Origin of the sequence: Azospirillum sp. ST 5-10 (assembly GCF_051225715.1) — a bacterium.
Classification (GTDB): Bacteria; Pseudomonadota; Alphaproteobacteria; order Azospirillales; family Azospirillaceae; genus Azospirillum.
Genome location: NZ_JBPJSP010000012.1, coordinates 84,333 through 99,301, shown reverse-complemented (window position 1 = coordinate 99,301; position 14,969 = coordinate 84,333). Strand labels below are relative to the sequence as shown.

Sequence of the window (14,969 nt, the reverse complement as noted above, 5' to 3'; positions counted from 1 at the left end):
CACGGGAGGGGACATCCATGCCACCGCTCACCGCCATCCTCGCCGCCTCCACCCTGCTGCTGGCCGCCGTCCCGGCCGCCGCGGCCGACACCGCGGATCCGCTGTGGCCGTGCGTGCAGCGCTTCGTGCCGAGCGTCTCGGCCTCGGCCTTCTGGGACGGGCCGCCGGTCGACGGGCTCGACTGGCGCGGCGACACCGAGGTGGCGAGCCTCGTCGAGACGCTGGGCGACGCCCCGCCGACGGAGGTGGACGCGCGGGTGGAGCGGTTCGCCGACGCCATCGCCGACACAAAGCAGCGTGAGGAGCGGCTGACCCGCCTGTTCGCCGGTCTGCTGGAGCGCACCAACGCCCACCGCGACATGGCCATCGCCGCCATCCGCAAGCAGGCGGGCACCCTGAACACGCTGGCCGACCAGATCAGCGACCGGCTGGGCGAGCGCGGCCGCCTGCTGGCCGGCGGCGCCGACGAGAACGCACCGGCCGTAAAGGAGCTGGACGCCCAGCTCTACTGGATGCAGCGGGTGTTCGACAGCCGGCGCCGCGCCCAGACCTACCTGTGCGAGGAGCCGGTCGAGGACGAGCAGCGCCTCGGCGTGCTGGCCCGGGCCGTGCTGGCGCACATGCCGTAGGACGCGGCGTCCATTGTCCGAAGGTGGGGCTTGTGCCGGCCGGCCGGTGCGGCCACACTTTTCGCTGGCATGGCCAGCAATCTGTCGGTGAGACCATGACGAGCCCATCCAAGCCGCCGCCGCGAACGGGAACCGCCCGCGTGCTGGTGGCCGACGACCATCCGTTGTTCCGCAACGCCCTGCGCGAGGTGGTGGAGGTGGTGTTCGGCGACGCCGAGCTGATCGAGGCCTGCGACCTCGACGAGGCGATCGCCGCCGCCACCGGGACGGACGATCTCGACCTCATCCTGCTCGACCTCAACATGCCGGCCATGAACGGGTTCTGCGGCCTGATGTCGCTGCGCAACGAGGTGCCGACGGTGCCCGTGGTCGTCGTCTCGGGCAGCGAGGACCCGGACAACGTCCGCGAGGCGATCACCTACGGCGCCGTCGGCTTCGTGCCGAAGTCGCTGACCAAGGACGCCATGGCCGAGGCGCTGCGCACCGTGCTGGCCGGCGGCGTCTTCGTGCCGACGGCCGGCGACCCGCAGGCGAAGCGGACCCGCCGCCGCTCGGAGGAGGAGGAGCGTTTCGCCGGGCGCGTCGCCAGCCTGTCGCGCCAGCAGCGCCTGGTGCTGGAGATGCTGGTGAAGGGGCAGTCGAACAAGCAGATCGCCTATCTGCTCGACGTCACCGAAAGCACCGTGAAGGCGCACGTCTCCGCCATCCTGCGCAAGCTCAACGTGCAGAGCCGCACCCAGGCGGTGATCCACGCCGGCAAGCTGTCGCTGCGCGACATCGACGCCGCGGCGTCCTGATCCGGACGCCGCGGGCGGCGGGCGGGGGCGGCGAGGAGCGGAGCGTCGGCGTGCCGCGCTGCGCAATGGGCGGGCGGCTGCCCACGGCTGCGGCAGATTCCCCCGATCCGGCGGGCTGCCGCCGGTCCGCCCCTGACTCTCAAGAATAGCCTTCCGACGTCCCCACCAAAGTCGAATGGAACGCCCGCCGTCCGACCGGTATCATGGGCGCAACTTCTGATGGGAACCGGCGATTCATGGGCCGATATTTCCCGGAATGAAGACAAGGCTCTGCTTTTCTGCGCGCGCGGGGGCTCCGCGGTGCGTCGGTGCTGTCGTGCTGGCCCGTCAGGTCTGCGGCAGGGCACAGGACCAGCGGCGGACCGACCACCCGGGGTGGCTGCCCTGCCATTCGACAGCGCGCAATTGCCCGTCGAGCAGGCAGCTCGCCGGCGACGCGTATGGCGGCTGGAAGGCAGGCCGCTCCTGGCGGCATTCGGCCGGCGACGCGACCATGCAGACCACGAAGACGAGTTCGATCATGGATTCGATCCTGCTGCTGCGGAGTTTCAGGAACAACACGCCGGCCGGGGAGTCGGCTCCCCACAGCAATATCCGTTCCACCTGCGGGGGAGTCGTCCGATGCCGGACGTACGGATAGGCTCGTCGGACGTCCGAGGGCAATCGGATTCGCGGCCGGGCGGGACCCTTCCCGAAGAGCTCCGCCCGGCCGCCGAGGCGCTGGTCGCCGAGCTGCGCGGCAATCCGCTGCTGTCCGGCTTCTCGGAAGCCGAACTCTTCCGCCTGGTCTGCTCCAGCGGCTACCGCCGCACCCTGGAGCGCCAGCGCATCGCCATGCAGAGCGGCTTCCGCACGGCGCCGCCCGACGGCGGCGGCCGGCCGGAGGAGGATTGAGCGTTGGACGGGGACCGGGCTCATCGTCTAGGCAGGGCATGCGGTCCGGCTGGCGGGCCGATCGACCGCGCCGCGCCGCCGGGAGCATCGCCCGTGACCGTCCTGCCCGTGTCCTGCGGCGATCCCGCCGCCGCCTTCCGCCGCTGGAGCGCCCAGCCCTGGTCGATGCTGCTGGACAGCGCCGCCCGCAACAGCGGCTACGGACGCTACAGCTACCTGGTGGCCGATCCCGTGGCCACGGTGGCGGCGGTGGACGGGCAGGCCGTCGTCGACGGCGTCGCCGTGTCGGGCCGGCCGCTGGACCGGCTGGCCGAGGCGCTGGCCCGGTGGGCCCCTGGCGGCCCGGCGGTCGGCGGCCCCGCCCCGTTCGGCGGCGGCGCGGTCGGCGTCTTCGGCTACGAGGCGGGACGGCGGCTGGAGAACCTGCCGTCGCGCCACGGCAATCCCGGCGGCGAGCCGGAGATGGCGTTCGGGATCTACGACGTGGTCGCCGCCTTCGACCATGTGGAGCGGCGGGCCTGGGTCGTCGCCGCCCGGCCCGAGGCGGTGGAACGGGCACGGCGGATGGCGGCGCTCCTGGACTCCCCGCCGCCGCCGCCGGCCCCGCCGCCGGCTCCGGCGCGCTGGCGCGGCGAGCTCGCCCGCGCGGCGTACCGCGAGCGGGTCGAGCGGGTGCTGGAGTACATCCGCGCCGGCGACATCTACCAGGCCAACTTCACCCAGCGCTTCCTCGCCGACCGTCCGGCCGGTCTCGACGCGTACGCGCTCTACGAGCGGCTGCGCGCGCTCAACCCCGCGCCCTTCGCGGCGTTCCTGAATTGCGGCGCCGGCTTGCAGATCGCCAGCGCCTCGCCCGAGCGCTTCATCCGCCTGACGGCGGACGGGCGGATCGAGACGCGCCCCATCAAGGGCACGGCGCGCCGCCACGCCGACCCGCAGGCCGACGCGGCCGCCGCCGCGGCCCTGGCGGCGAGCGTCAAGGACCGCGCCGAGAACCTGATGATCACCGACCTGCTGCGCAACGACCTCGGCCGGGTGGCCGAGATCGGCAGCGTGCGGGTGCCGGTGCTCCACGGCCTGGAGAGCTTCGCCACGGTGCATCACCTGGTGTCGGTGGTGACGGCGCGCCTGCCGCCGGGCCTCGGCCCCCTCGACCTGCTGCGCGCCACCTGCCCCGGCGGCTCCATCACCGGCGCCCCGAAGATCCGCGCCATGGAGATCATCGACGAGCTGGAGGCGGCGCGGCGCGGCGCCTATTGCGGCTCGGTCGCCTGGATCGGCTTCGACGGCGCGATGGACAGCTCGATCGTCATCCGCACCCTGTCGCTCACCCCCGGCGCGGTGGTCGCCCAGGCCGGCGGCGGCATCGTCGCCGATTCCGACCCGGACGGCGAGCACGAGGAGATGATGGTGAAGGTGCGGCCGCTGCTGCGGGCGCTGGGGGAGGGATAGCGCCCCGACGGTGGCGGCCCGGCCGGGCGCGCGCACCGGCATGCGGACGTGCGTGCCGTCGGCGCCGCTGCGGTCGCTATCGCGCCACCGACCGGCGCAGCGACATCGCGTACTCGAACCGGTCGCCGGGGTGCAGGCTCACGCTGACGAGGTAGACGGAGTTCAGCGAGCGGTAGCGGCGCACGATCTCCAGGGTCGGCGTGCCGGGAGCGGCCTCCAGCACCGGCGCCACCGCCGCCGGCAGCAGGGTGGCGCGGATGATCTGCTGCACCTCGTCCACCGAAACCCCGTAGGTCTCCTCGATCAGGCCGACGATGAGCCCGCCATAGTCGGGAACCCGGTCGACGATCGAATCGTAGCGTTCGTCGATGTAGATGTCGGTCCAGCAGATCGGTGGCGAGCCGCCGTGGTCGCGGCGGATCGCCGACACCTTCACCCACCGGCGCCCGGGGCGGCCGTCGAGGCGCGTCGCCAGCGCGTCGTCGGCGACCACCCGCTCGATCCCATGCACCCGCCGCTCCGTCGTCGCGCCGTAGTGGACCAGCTCCTCGATGGTGGTGGTCGACGGGTTGTAGTCACAGTGGGGCGTCGCCGCCTCGACCCGCGTGCCGATCGCCTTGTGGCGCGACACCATCCCCAGATTGACGAGCTGGTTCAGGGCGGCCCGCACGGTGGAGCGGCTGACCCCCAGCTCCGCCGCCATCTCGATCTCCGTCGGCAGGTACGACCCCACGGGGTAGCGGCCGCTGCGGATGTCGCGCAGAAGGTCGGTCGCCAGTTCGGCGTAGATCGGCCGGTTGCCAGCCATCGCTGATTCTCTTCCACGGTGAATGTTCGAACAAACCATATTGACACGCCGCGGCCGATGCAACATTGTCCGAACAAAGGTGAATGAACGAACATTCAGCGAGGGAGGAAGCGGCCCCATGGAACCGCTTGCACGGACGTTTGCGGAGGATCGGGCCGCCGAGGCCGAGAAGTTCGATTTCGGCGCCAAGGTGAGGGACCTCGGGGGCTGGCAGATCGCCCTGGTGTCCGGCCTGTGCGTGCTCTACCCGGCGTTCCATCTGGCGGTGCTGAACGTCGTTCCGCTCGACGAGTGGGTGTTCCGCACCATCCACGTCAACATGGCCGCCATCATCGCCTTCGCGCTCTACGCGGTGTGGGGGCGCGGGGAATCCCGGCGGATCTCGCCGCTCGACTACGCCCTGTCCGCCGGCGCCATCGCCGCGACCGCCTACATCTGGTGGAACCTCGACGGGCTGGTGGTCCGCACCGGCGTGCTGATGACGCCGGCGGACGTCGTCGTCGCCACCGTCGGCATCGTCGTGACCGTCGAGTTCGCCCGCCGCTCGGCCGGTCTGGCGCTGCCGATCCTCGCCGGGATCTTCATCCTCTACGGCTTCGCCGGGCCCTGGCTGCCCGGCGTGCTGTACCACCGCGGCTACGGCTTCGGCGAGTTCACCACCTTCGTCTACAGCCAGGAAGGCGTGTTCGGCATCACCACCGCGGCGGCCGCCCAGTACATCATCCTGTTCGTCGCCTTCGCCGCCTTCCTGCAGGTGTCCAAGGTCGGCGACTTCTTCATGAACGTCGCCTTCGCCGCCATGGGCTGGACGCGCGGCGGGCCGGCCAAGGTGGCGCTGTTCGGCAGCATCCTGTTCGGCATGATCAGCGGCAGCGGTGTGGCCAACGTGGTGGCGTCGGGGACCTTCACCATCCCGGTGATGCGCCGCGTCGGCTACAAGCCCACCAGCGCCGGCGCCATCGAGGCCGCGGCCTCCACCGGCGGCCAGCTCACGCCGCCGATCATGGGGGCGGGCGCCTTCATCATGGCCGAGGTCACCGGCATCCCCTACACCGAGATCATCGTCGCCGCGCTGCTGCCCTGCCTGCTCTACTACTTCGCGGTCTACGTCCACGTCGACCTCGAGGCGATCAAGGAGAAGATCCACGGGCTGCCCCGCTCCGAGCTGCCGCCCCTGCGGCCGATGGCGCGGGAGGTGTTCGTCCTGCTGCCGCTGGCGGTGCTGCTGGCCTACCTGTTCGCCGGCTTCTCCATCATCTCCGCCGGTTCCTGGGGCATCGCCGCGGCGGTGCTGGTGATGCTGCTGCACCGGCTGTCCCTCGACACCGCCCTGCTCGCCGTACCCCTGGCGGTGCTGGTCGGCACGGTGGCGCTGCTGCCCGACCTGTCGGCCAACGCCCACGGCGTGGTGGCCATGGCGGCCGGGGTGGCGACGGTGGTGGTCGCGGCGCTGGTGCGCGGCCGCGCCGCGCTGGCGTCGGCGTTCGCCGGCACGGCGCGCGACGTCGGCGAGGCGCTGGGCGTGGCGACCCGCCAGTCGCTGCAGCTCGCCGCGGTGTGCGCCTGCGCCGGCATCATCGTCGGCGTCATCGGCCTGACCGGACTGGGCGGGCGCTTCTCCTCCATGCTGCTGGACGTCGCCGGCGAGAGCCAGTTCCTCGCCCTGGTGTTCGGCATGGTGATCGCGCTGATCCTCGGCATGGGCATGCCGACGACGGCGGCCTACGCCATCGCCGCCAGCGTGGTGGCGCCGAGCCTGCAGCGCATGGGGCTCGACCTGCTGTCGGTCCACCTCTTCATCTTCTACTACGCCGTCATCTCCACCATCACGCCGCCCATCGCGCTGTCCGCCTTCGCCGGCGCGGCGCTGGCCAACGCCGACCCCTGGAAGACGTCGTTCAAGGCGGTGCGCTACGGCATCGCCGCCTTCATCGTCCCCTTCCTCTTCATCTACCACCCGGAAATCCTGCTCGACGGCTCGGCGGTGGACATCGTCCGCGTCACCGTCACCGCCAGCCTCGGCGTGTGGGCCCTGGCGGTCGCGGGCGAGGGGTGGCTGGGCGGCCCCATGGGCCTCGTGCTGCGCGCGCTGCTGGCGGGGTCGGCGCTCTGCCTGATCGCCGGCGACGTCGTCACCGACGTCCTCGGCCTGGTGCTGGGCGGCGCGATCGTCGCCCTGCGCCTCGTCCCCGGCCTGCGGCTGGGGTTCGTTCCCCCGGGCAACGCCCGGGAACTCCAGGACTAGAAGAAACCCGAAAACTCGGAGGAATCGAGATGAAGACGCTCTCCCTCTGCCTGGCCGGCGCCCTGCTCCTGGCGGGCAGCGTCCAGGCGACGGCCCAGGACCGCGCCGACTGGCCGCGCACCGTGGTGGTCGGCACCGCGTCGCCCGGCGGCACCCACGCCATCTACGGCCAGGGCGTGGCCACCATCATCAGCAAGCACGTCGGCGTTCCGGCCTCGACCCAGCAGACGCAGGGGCCGATCCAGAACCTCGTCCTGGTGCACGGCGAGCGGGTCGACATCGGCCTGACCACCATGGGCCCAGCCTACGAGGCGATGACGGGCACCCTGGAGGTGGCGCCGGGCCAGACGTTCGACAACGTCCGCGCCCTCTTCCCCATGTACATCACGCCCTTCCAGGCGGTGGCGCTGACCCGCTCGGGCATCGCCTCGATCACCGACATGGCCGGCAAGGTCGTCGGCACCGGCCCCAAGGGCGGCACCGGCGGCACCTACTGGGAGCGCTGGTTCGAGCAGCTCGGCCTCGACGTCACGGTGCGCAACGGCCCGCTGGGCGACCAGACCTCCCAGGTGGCGGACGGCCGCCTCGACGCCGTGGCCACCGCCGCCGGCCTGCCCACCGCCGCCATCAGCGAGCTGGAGACCCTGGCCGACGCCAAGGTGTTCGGCCTGACCAAGGCGGAGATCGACAAGATCCTGCCCAAGGTCCCCTACGCCCAGCCCTTCTCCATCCCCGCCGGCACCTACCGCTCGGTGACCGAGCCGGTGACGACTCTCGGCATGTGGAACGTCGCCTTCACCAACGACGGGATGCCGGAGAGCCTGGCCTACGCGATCGTCAAGGCGGTGTTCGAGAACCACGACGAGATGGTCGCCACCCACGCCTCGGCGGCGGAGACGGTCCTGGAGAACGTCACCCAGAACACCTTCCTGCCCTATCACCCCGGCGCCGTCCGCTACTACCGCGAGAAGGGCATCGACCTGCCGGACGCCCTCATCCCGAAGGAGATGAAGCAGTGACGCTCGCCGCCCTCACCGATCCCGTCGGGGCGCTGGATTCGCCCCTGTTCGGCGGCAGCTTCGTCGACGCGGAGATGCGGGCGATCTTCTCGCACCGGGCGTACATCGCCCGGTGCGTGGAGACGGAGGCGGCCCTGGCCGCCGCCCAGGCCCGCCTCGGCATCATCCCGGCCGAGGCCGCCGCCGGCATCGCCGCCGGCTGCGCCGCGCCCGAGCTGGACCTGGAGCGCCTCGCCCGCGACACCGAGATCGTCGGCTACCCGATCCTGCCGCTGGTCGAGCAGCTCGTGGCCCAGCTCGGCGAGGCCGGCCGCTACCTGCACTGGGGGGCGACCACCCAGGACATCATGGACACCGCGACGGTGCTCCAGGTGCGCGACGCCCTGGCGCTGATCCGCCGCCGCCTGGACGGCACCCGGGCCGCCCTGCGCGCCCTGGCCGAGCGCCACCGCGACACGCCGATGGCCGGGCGCACCCATCTCCAGCACGCGCTGCCGGTGACCTTCGGCTACAAGGCGGCGGTGTGGCTGTCGGCGCTCGACCGCCACGCCGAGCGCCTCGACCAGCTGGCGCCGCGCGTGCTGGTCGGCCAGTTCTCCGGCGCCTCGGGCACGCTGGCGTCGCTGGGCGACCGCGGCCTCGACGTGCAGCGCGAGCTGATGGCCGAGCTCGGGCTGGCGGTGCCCGCCATCACCTGGCACTCCGCCCGCGACGGCATGGCCGAGGCGGTCCAGGTGCTGGCCCTGATCATGGGCAGCCTGGCCAAGGTCGCCATGGACGTCTCCATCATGATGACCAGCGAGGTCGGCGAGGTGTCGGAGCCCTACGTCCGCCATCGCGGCGCCAGCTCCACCATGCCGCAGAAGCAGAACCCGGTGTCGTGCGAGCTGATCCTCGCCGCGTCCAAGGTGGTGCGGCAGCACGCCGGGCTGATGCTGGACGCCATGGTCCACGACTTCGAGCGGGCCACCGGCCCCTGGCACCTGGAGTGGTTCGCCGTGCCGGAGAGCTTCGCGCTGACCTCGGGCGGGCTGGCCCAGGCGGAGTTCATGCTGGCCGGCCTGCGCGTCGACACCGGAGCCATGGCGCGCAACCTCGCCTCCTCGCGCGGGCTGATCGTCGCGGAGTCGGTGATGATGGCGCTCGCCCCCTTCACCGGCCGCAAGGAGGCCCACGACCTCGTCTACGCCGGCTGCCGCCGGGCGGTGGAGGAGGACCGGGCCCTGCTCGACGTGTTGCGGGAGATGCCGGAGGTGTGCGGGCCGCTCGGCGCCGGCCGGCTGGCCGAGCTGCTGGAGCCCGCCGCCTACGTCGGCCAGGCGCCGCGCATGGTCGACCGGGTGCTGGGACGGTCATGACCGCCGGCACCCGCAGCGAGGCCGACGCCTTCGGGTCCGTCGCCATCCCCGCCGACCGCTACTGGGGGGCGCAGACGCAGCGCGCGCTCGGCGTCTTCCGCATCGGCGGGGAACGGCTGCCCGTCGCCGTGGTCCGCGCCTTCGGCCTGCAGAAGGGGGCGGCGGCGCGGGCCAACCGCCGCCTCGGGCGGCTGCCCGAGGGGCTCGCCGACGCCATCGCCGGGGCGGCGGCGGAGCTCGCCGCCGGCGCCTTCGACGAGCATTTCCCCCTGCCGGTCTGGCAGACCGGCAGCGGCACCCAGACCAACATGAACGCCAACGAGGTGATCGCCAACCGCGCCAACGAGCGCCTCGGCGCCGGGCTGGGAACGCGCGCACCGGTCCACCCCAACGACCACGTCAACCTCGGCCAGTCCTCCAACGACAGCTTTCCCACGGTCATGAACCTGGCCGCCGTGCTGGCCTGCGAGCGGCGGCTGGCGCCGGCGCTGCGGCGCCTGCACGGCTCCCTCGACGGCTGCGCCCGGCGCTTCGCCGGCGCCGTGCGCATCGGCCGCACCCATCTCAACGACGCCGTGCCGATGACCATGGGCCAGGCCTTCGCCGGCTACGCCCGGCAGGTGGAGCTGGGGCTGGAGCGCGTGGAGGGCAGCCTGCCGCGGCTGCGCCTGCTGGCCCAGGGCGGCACCGCGGTGGGCACCGGCCTCAACGCCGCGCCCGGCTTCGACGCCGCCTTCTGCGAGGAGCTGAGCGCCCTCGCCGGCACCCCCTTCGCGCCCAACCCGGTGAAGGTCGAGGGCATGGCCGCCCACGACGCCCTGGTGGAGCTGTCGGGCGTGCTCAACGTGCTGGCGACGTCGCTGACCAAGATCGCCAACGACGTCCGCCTGCTGGGCAGCGGCCCGCGCTGCGGCCTGGGCGAGCTGGTCGTCCCCGACGACGGTCTGACCTCCTCCATCATGCCGGGCAAGCGCAACGCCACCCTGGCCGAGGCCCTGGTGCAGGTGTGCCAGCGGGTGACCGGCAACCACGTGACGGCGACCCTGGCCGGCGCCTCCGGCCTGTTCGAGCTCAACGTCGCCAAGCCGGCGCTGGTGCACGCGGTGCTGCAATCGGCCGAGCTGCTGGCCGATGCCGGCGCGGCCTTCGCCACCGGCCTGGTCGACGGGCTGGCGGTGGACGAGGCGCGGCTCGCCCGCAACGTCGCCATGGCGCTGATGCCGGCGACCGCGCTGACGCCGCGGCTGGGCTACGACGCCGTCGCCGCCATCACCCGCAGGGCCGAGCGCGACGGTCTGTCCGTGCGCGACGCCACCCTGGCGCTGGGCCTGATGTCGGCCGCGGAGTTCGACGCCGCCGTCGATCCCGCCGCGCTGGCCCGCCCCCACGACTGACGCGCCCCGCCCCGGGACCGCCAACGGAACACCGCCCCATGCAGATCCGCACCGTTTTCGAGCGCGACCTTCCCATCACCTCGCCCGGCGCCAACGCCGTGGTCGATTTCGCCGGCCTGACCACCAGCGTGGTGGTGGTGGAAAGCGACGTGGTGCGCGACGGCCGCCCCCTCACCGGCTACGGCTTCGGCTCCATCGGCCGCTGGTCGGTCGGCGGGCTGCTGCGCGAGCGCTTCCTGCCGCGGCTGATGAACGCCGATCCGGCGGAGCTGGTGGACGGGAGCGGGCTGATCGACCCCTTCCGCTGCTGGGCCGTCGCCATGCGCAACGAGAAGCCCGGCGGCCACGGCGAGCGGGCGGTGGCCATGGGCGCCATCGACATGGCGCTGTGGGACCTGCGGGCCAAGGCCGAGGGGCTGCCCCTGTGGCGCCTGCTGGCCGACCGCTTCCACGGCGGCGCGGCGGACGGGCGGGTGGCGGTCTACGCCGCCGGCGGCTACTACCGCCCGGGCGCCACCGCGGGCTCGCTGGCGGACGAGCTGAAGGGCTACCGCGACCTCGGCTACACCGCGGTCAAGCTGAAGATCGGCGCCGCACCGCTGGCCACCGACGTCGCCCGCATCGAGACCGCGGTCGCCGTCATGGGCGCCGCCGACCGGGTGGCGGTGGACGCCAACGGCCGGTTCGACCTGCCCACCGCGCTGGCCTACGCCGAGGCGCTGGAGCCGATCGGCCTGCGCTGGTACGAGGAGGCCGGCGACCCGCTGGACTTCCGCCTCCAGGCGGTGCTTGCGGAGCGCTACCGCGGACCGCTGGCGACCGGCGAGAACCTGTTCTCCTCGCAGGACGCCCGCAACCTGCTGCGCTACGGCGGCCTGCGCCCGGACCGCGACGTGCTGCAGTTCGACTGCGGCCTGTCCTACGGGCTGCCGGACTACCTGAAGACGCTGGACCACCTGGACCGCCACGGCTGGTCGCGGCGGTCGATCCACCCGCACGGCGGCCACCAGATGTCGCTCAACCTCGCCGCCGGCCTCGGCCTCGGCGGCAACGAATCCTATCCCGGCGTGTTCCAGCCGCTCGGCGGCTTCGCCGACGGCATCGCGGTGGAGGACGGCACCGTCGCCTTGCCCGACGTGCCCGGCGTCGGGCTGGAGCTGAAGACCGACCTCTGGCGCTGGCTGCGGACGCTGGGCGACCACTGATCCTGCCGCGGCCGCGGCGGGGGAGGGCGGGGGCAAGGTCCCGGACGGAGAACCGAACGCCCGGCGGATCAGACCTTGCCCCCACCCGCCCGGCCTTCGGCCGGGCCCCTCCCCCCCGCGGCGGCGCCGGGGGAGGGGGTGAACCGCTCCATCAGCGCCCGCGCCGCGAGCGACAGGGGCCGGCCGGCCGGCCACACCAGGTACCAGTGGCGCATCAGCGGGAAGCCGTCGACGTCCAGCTCGCGCAGGCCGACGCTCGACGCCAGCGCCAGGCGCGGCACCACCGCCAGGCCGAGGCCGCCCAGCACCGCCTGCTTGATCGCCTCGGTGCTGCCCAGCTCCATGCGCACCCGCGGGGCCAGCCCGCGCTCGGCCAGCAGGCGCTCCACCGCCATGCGGGTGCCGGAGCCGCGCTCGCGCAGCAGCAGCGGCCCGGCCGTCACCTCGGCCAGCGCCACCCGGCGGCCGCCCAGGGGATGACCGTCGGGCGCCACCACCACCAGGGGATTCTCCAGGAAGGCGACGCTCTCCACCGCCACGTCGTCGGGCGGATGGCCGAACACCGAGAGGTCGTCGGCGCCCTGGCGCAGGCGGGCCAGCACCTCCTCGCGGTTGGCGAGCAGGATCTCGACGTCGATGCCGGGATGGGCGGCGCAGAAGGGGCCGAGCAGGCGCGGCAGGAAGTACTCGGCCGAGGTGACGCCAGCCAGCCGCAGCCGGCCGCGCGTCAGCCCCTTCAGCGCGTCCACCGTCTGCTCGAAGCGGGCGAGCCCGGCGGTCAGCTCGCGGCTCAGCACCAGCAGCGCCTCGCCGGCCTCGGTCAGGCGCACGGTGCGCCCCGAGGTGTCGAACAGCGGCAGGCCGACGGCGTCGGCGATCTTGCGCATCTGGATCGACAGGGCCGGCTGGGTCAGGAACAGCTCCTCCGCGGCACGGCTGAAGCTGCCGAGCCGGGCGATCGCCTCGAAGGCGCGGAGCTGGCGGAAGGTCAGGTGCATCATAAGCTCCAGCTTATCGGAGCCATTTTATACTTTAATTTCCAATTATGGAAGAGGCGAACCATACTGCGGTCCAAGAGCGAACCCACCGAGGGAGGACGAGGATGGACGGCGGCATCGAGACCGGCAAGCGCCAGGGGCGCTGGTCCGCGGGAGTGATGCAGTACAAGGCGATGGGCTATTGGCAGCCGGATTACGAGCCCAAGGACACCGACATCCTCTGCTGCTTCCGCATCACGCCCCAGGAGGGCGTCGACCCGGTCGAGGCGGCGGCGGCGGTGGCCGGCGAATCCTCGACGGCGACCTGGACGGTGGTCTGGACCGACCGGCTGACGACCTTCGAGAACTACCAGGCCAAGGCCTACCGCGTGGATCCCGTTCCCGGCGCACCGGGGAGCTGGTTCGCCTTCATCGCCTACGACATCGACCTGTTCGAGGAGGGCTCGGTCACCAACGTCGCCGCCTCGATCATCGGCAACGTCTTCGGCTTCAAGCCGCTGAAGGCCCTGCGGCTGGAGGACATGCGCTTCCCGCTGGCCTACGTGAAGACCTTCCAGGGTCCGGCCACCGGCATCGTCGTGGAGCGCGAGCGGCTCGACAAGTTCGGGCGGCCGCTGCTCGGCGCCACCGTCAAGCCGAAGCTCGGCCTGTCGAGCCGCAACTACGGCCGCGTCGTCTACGAGGCGCTGCAGGGCGGCCTCGACTTCACCAAGGACGACGAGAACATCAACGACCAGTCCTTCATGCGCTGGCGCGACCGCTGGCTCTACGCCATGGAGGCGGTCAACGCCGCCGAGGCCCGCAGCGGCGAGGTCAAGGGCCACTACCTCAACGTCACCGCCGGCGACATGGAGGCGATGTACGAGCGCGCCGAGTTCGCCAAGGAGCTGGGCAGCGTCATCATCATGATCGACCTGGTCGCCGGCTACACCGCCATGCAGTCCATGGCCAAATGGTGCCGGCGCAACAACATGCTGCTGCACCTGCACCGAGCCGGACACAGCACCTACACGCGCCAGAAGAACCACGGCATCAACTTCCGCGTCATCACCAAGTGGGCCCGCCTGATCGGCGTCGACCACATCCACACCGGCACCGTCATCGGCAAGCTGGAGGGCGACCCGCACACCACCCGCAGCTATCTCGACAATTGCCGGGAGAGCTACGTCCCGACCGAGCTGCGCAACGGCGTCTTCTTCGATCAGGACTGGGGCAGCCTGCGCAGGATGATGCCGGTGGCGTCCGGCGGCATCCACGCCGGGCAGATGCACCAGCTCCTCGACATCTTCGGCGACGACGTCGTGCTGCAGTTCGGCGGCGGCACGATCGGCCACCCGCACGGCATCGCCGCCGGGGCCACCGCCAACCGGGTCGCCCTGGAGGCCATGGTGTTCGCCCGCAACGCCGGCCGCGACATCCTGGCGGAAGGGCCCGACATCCTGGCCGCCGCCGCGCGCGGCTGCACGCCGCTGGCGGCGGCGCTGGAGACCTGGAAGGACGTCACCTTCAACTACGCCTCCACCGACACGCCGGACTTCGTGCCGACCCCGTCGGTCGCCTGAGCCGCCGCCCTCTCCCGTCCCGGGAGAGGGAGGGGACCCGCGGCGAAGCGGCGGCGAGGGCGAGGCTGTACTCCTCCCGCACTCCCGGCCTTCCCACGCTGCGCGCGGGTCCCCTTCCTCCCCCGGGGCGGGAGAGGGAGCCGCCGCGAACCAAACCCTGCCGGAAAGGACGACCCAGACCATGATGCGACTGACCCAGGGCACCTTCTCGTTCCTGCCCGACCTCAGCGACGACGAGATCGAGTCCCAGGTGCGCTACGCGCTCTCCAAGGGCTGGCCGATCAGCGTCGAGTTCACCGACGACCCGCACCCGCGCAACACCTACTGGGACATGTGGGGCCTGCCCATGTTCGACCAGCAGGACCCAGCGCAGGTCATGGTGGCGCTGGAGGAGTGCCGCAAGACCTACCCCGGCCACTACATCCGCATGGTCGCCTACGACCGCAGCGCCGGGCGGCAGACGGTGGCGCTCTCCTTCATCGCCCACCGCCCGCCGAACGAGCCGGGCTTCCGGCTGGAGCGCCAGGCCGGGGCCGACCGCCGCCTGACCTACCGGCTGCACAGCTACGCCACCGACCGTCCCGCCGGCGAACGCTACGGAGCCTGAC

The 14,969-nt window shown here is 72.4% G+C and carries 14 protein-coding genes; 11 read left to right on the top strand and 3 right to left on the bottom strand.

Annotation, left to right across the window (positions count from 1 at the left end; all coding sequences use genetic code 11):
- Window positions 1-17 precede the first annotated feature (17 nt).
- On the top strand, window positions 18-629 hold the full coding sequence (locus ACSBPG_RS15405; RefSeq protein WP_435538065.1) for a hypothetical protein: 612 nt from the start codon (window positions 18-20) through the stop codon (window positions 627-629).
- Between the two features lie 95 nt (window positions 630-724).
- Window positions 725-1,426: a response regulator gene (locus tag ACSBPG_RS15400; RefSeq protein WP_435538064.1), complete on the top strand. Its 702-nt coding sequence runs from the start codon at window positions 725-727 to the stop codon at window positions 1,424-1,426.
- Window positions 1,427-1,753: 327 nt separating this feature from the next.
- Here ACSBPG_RS15400 and ACSBPG_RS15395 read toward each other — a convergent pair whose 3' ends face one another.
- Window positions 1,754-1,948: a hypothetical protein gene (locus ACSBPG_RS15395; RefSeq protein ID WP_435538063.1), complete on the bottom strand. Its 195-nt coding sequence runs from the start codon at window positions 1,946-1,948 to the stop codon at window positions 1,754-1,756.
- A gap of 99 nt (window positions 1,949-2,047) precedes the next feature.
- Between ACSBPG_RS15395 and ACSBPG_RS15390 the strand changes: the two genes are divergently transcribed.
- A complete protein-coding gene (locus tag ACSBPG_RS15390) occupies window positions 2,048-2,320 on the top strand; it encodes a hypothetical protein (RefSeq protein ID WP_435538062.1) in 273 nt (90 codons plus the stop codon).
- 93 nt (window positions 2,321-2,413) lie between these two features.
- Window positions 2,414-3,772: an aminodeoxychorismate synthase component I gene (gene pabB, locus ACSBPG_RS15385; RefSeq protein WP_435538061.1), complete on the top strand. Its 1,359-nt coding sequence runs from the start codon at window positions 2,414-2,416 to the stop codon at window positions 3,770-3,772.
- A gap of 76 nt (window positions 3,773-3,848) precedes the next feature.
- Here pabB and ACSBPG_RS15380 read toward each other — a convergent pair whose 3' ends face one another.
- Window positions 3,849-4,580 (bottom strand): GntR family transcriptional regulator, encoded by a 732-nt coding sequence (locus ACSBPG_RS15380; RefSeq protein WP_435538060.1) that lies wholly within the window; start codon window positions 4,578-4,580, stop codon window positions 3,849-3,851.
- 118 nt (window positions 4,581-4,698) lie between these two features.
- Between ACSBPG_RS15380 and ACSBPG_RS15375 the strand changes: the two genes are divergently transcribed.
- The 5 genes from ACSBPG_RS15375 to ACSBPG_RS15355 are packed head-to-tail and all read left to right on the top strand — an operon-like array spanning window position 4,699 to window position 11,801.
- Complete coding sequence (locus tag ACSBPG_RS15375; protein WP_435538059.1) at window positions 4,699-6,825, top strand: TRAP transporter permease; 2,127 nt, start codon at window positions 4,699-4,701, stop codon at window positions 6,823-6,825.
- 29 nt (window positions 6,826-6,854) lie between these two features.
- Window positions 6,855-7,844, top strand: a complete 990-nt coding sequence (locus ACSBPG_RS15370; protein ID WP_435538058.1) for a TAXI family TRAP transporter solute-binding subunit — start codon at window positions 6,855-6,857, stop codon at window positions 7,842-7,844.
- Window positions 7,841-9,202 (top strand): class-II fumarase/aspartase family protein, encoded by a 1,362-nt coding sequence (locus tag ACSBPG_RS15365; protein ID WP_435538057.1) that lies wholly within the window; start codon window positions 7,841-7,843, stop codon window positions 9,200-9,202. The genes ACSBPG_RS15370 and ACSBPG_RS15365 overlap by 4 nt, the downstream gene beginning before the upstream one ends.
- Window positions 9,199-10,596, top strand: coding sequence for a class II fumarate hydratase (locus ACSBPG_RS15360; protein WP_435538056.1), 1,398 nt, complete (start codon window positions 9,199-9,201; stop codon window positions 10,594-10,596). Before ACSBPG_RS15365 ends, ACSBPG_RS15360 begins: the two co-directional genes overlap by 4 nt.
- A gap of 38 nt (window positions 10,597-10,634) precedes the next feature.
- Window positions 10,635-11,801 carry a mandelate racemase/muconate lactonizing enzyme family protein gene (locus ACSBPG_RS15355; protein ID WP_435538055.1) on the top strand — a complete coding sequence of 389 codons (1,167 nt, stop codon included), beginning with the start codon at window positions 10,635-10,637 and terminating at the stop codon, window positions 11,799-11,801.
- Window positions 11,802-11,869: 68 nt separating this feature from the next.
- Here ACSBPG_RS15355 and ACSBPG_RS15350 read toward each other — a convergent pair whose 3' ends face one another.
- Window positions 11,870-12,799, bottom strand: a complete 930-nt coding sequence (locus tag ACSBPG_RS15350) for a LysR substrate-binding domain-containing protein (RefSeq protein ID WP_435538054.1) — start codon at window positions 12,797-12,799, stop codon at window positions 11,870-11,872.
- Between the two features lie 104 nt (window positions 12,800-12,903).
- Between ACSBPG_RS15350 and ACSBPG_RS15345 the strand changes: the two genes are divergently transcribed.
- Together ACSBPG_RS15345 and ACSBPG_RS15340 are read left to right on the top strand one after the other, a co-directional pair.
- Complete coding sequence (locus tag ACSBPG_RS15345; protein WP_435538053.1) at window positions 12,904-14,361, top strand: form I ribulose bisphosphate carboxylase large subunit; 1,458 nt, start codon at window positions 12,904-12,906, stop codon at window positions 14,359-14,361.
- A 181-nt stretch (window positions 14,362-14,542) separates the two neighbouring features.
- Entirely contained in the window at window positions 14,543-14,968 is a 426-nt protein-coding gene (locus tag ACSBPG_RS15340) for a ribulose bisphosphate carboxylase small subunit (RefSeq protein ID WP_435538052.1), read from the top strand.
- The last annotated feature ends 1 nt before the right edge of the window (window position 14,969 follow it).

Coding starts and splice junctions, on each gene's coding strand:
- ACSBPG_RS15405 (WP_435538065.1), top strand. CDS start 18: ATGCCACCGCTCACCGCCATCCTCGCCGCCTCCACCCTGCTGCTGGCC.
- ACSBPG_RS15400 (WP_435538064.1), top strand. CDS start 725: ATGACGAGCCCATCCAAGCCGCCGCCGCGAACGGGAACCGCCCGCGTG.
- ACSBPG_RS15395 (WP_435538063.1), bottom strand. CDS start 1,948: ATGATCGAACTCGTCTTCGTGGTCTGCATGGTCGCGTCGCCGGCCGAA.
- ACSBPG_RS15390 (WP_435538062.1), top strand. CDS start 2,048: ATGCCGGACGTACGGATAGGCTCGTCGGACGTCCGAGGGCAATCGGAT.
- ACSBPG_RS15380 (WP_435538060.1), bottom strand. CDS start 4,580: ATGGCTGGCAACCGGCCGATCTACGCCGAACTGGCGACCGACCTTCTG.
- ACSBPG_RS15375 (WP_435538059.1), top strand. CDS start 4,699: ATGGAACCGCTTGCACGGACGTTTGCGGAGGATCGGGCCGCCGAGGCC.
- ACSBPG_RS15370 (WP_435538058.1), top strand. CDS start 6,855: ATGAAGACGCTCTCCCTCTGCCTGGCCGGCGCCCTGCTCCTGGCGGGC.
- ACSBPG_RS15360 (WP_435538056.1), top strand. CDS start 9,199: ATGACCGCCGGCACCCGCAGCGAGGCCGACGCCTTCGGGTCCGTCGCC.
- ACSBPG_RS15355 (WP_435538055.1), top strand. CDS start 10,635: ATGCAGATCCGCACCGTTTTCGAGCGCGACCTTCCCATCACCTCGCCC.
- ACSBPG_RS15350 (WP_435538054.1), bottom strand. CDS start 12,799: ATGCACCTGACCTTCCGCCAGCTCCGCGCCTTCGAGGCGATCGCCCGG.
- ACSBPG_RS15345 (WP_435538053.1), top strand. CDS start 12,904: ATGGACGGCGGCATCGAGACCGGCAAGCGCCAGGGGCGCTGGTCCGCG.
- ACSBPG_RS15340 (WP_435538052.1), top strand. CDS start 14,543: ATGATGCGACTGACCCAGGGCACCTTCTCGTTCCTGCCCGACCTCAGC.